This window comes from Pseudomonas agronomica (assembly GCF_025917275.1).
GTDB lineage: Bacteria > Pseudomonadota > Gammaproteobacteria > Pseudomonadales > Pseudomonadaceae > Aquipseudomonas > Aquipseudomonas agronomica.
Window position 1 is genome coordinate 1 of sequence record NZ_JAOSHO010000984.1, and the last position, 627, is coordinate 627.

General features: G+C 61.9%; 1 protein-coding gene. It reads right to left on the reverse strand.

Translation table 11 applies throughout. The annotated features are described in order from the left end of the window. A partial coding sequence (locus tag OC610_RS28510) for an FAD-binding oxidoreductase (RefSeq protein WP_264433082.1) occupies positions 1–627 on the reverse strand: 627 nt, incomplete at both ends.

Below are 627 nucleotides of genomic sequence, written 5' to 3' on the forward strand. Positions count from 1 at the left end.
GTTGCGTGCGCAATGGATAAAGTGCACGGGACGCTCGGTCTGCAACGCCGCCTGCAACATCGCGAGGGTCGGCGTGATGCCGACGCCGCCACTGATCAGCACCAGCGGTTTGTCACTTTCCGTGAGATAGAAGTCTCCGGACGGCGGGAAGAGTTGGATGCTGCTGCCGACCTGGAACTCGTCGTGCAGGTAATTGGATACCCGACCACCTGCCTCGCGCTTGACGCTGATGCGGTACTGCCCGTTGTCCGCCAGGGCCGACAGCGAATAGTTGCGGCGGACTTCTTCGCCATCGAGGACCAACTTCATGCCGATGTATTGGCCTGGCTCGGCCTGCAGGATCGGGCCCTTGTCGGCCGGCTCAAAGTAGAAGGAGGTGATTTCTGCGCTCTCAGGCACCTTCGCGGTGAGGATGAATGCCCGCTCACCGCGCCAGCCACCCGGTGCCGCAGCCTTCTCGTCGTACAGGCCGGCTTCGGCGCCGATCAGGATATCGGCCAGCTGGTTATAAGCTGCGCCCCATGCCTCGATCACTTCTGGCGTGGCGATTTCTTCGCCCAGCACTTCAGCGATTGCTCGCAGCAGACAGGCGCCGACGATCGGGTAATGTTCGGGTTGGATCTGCAA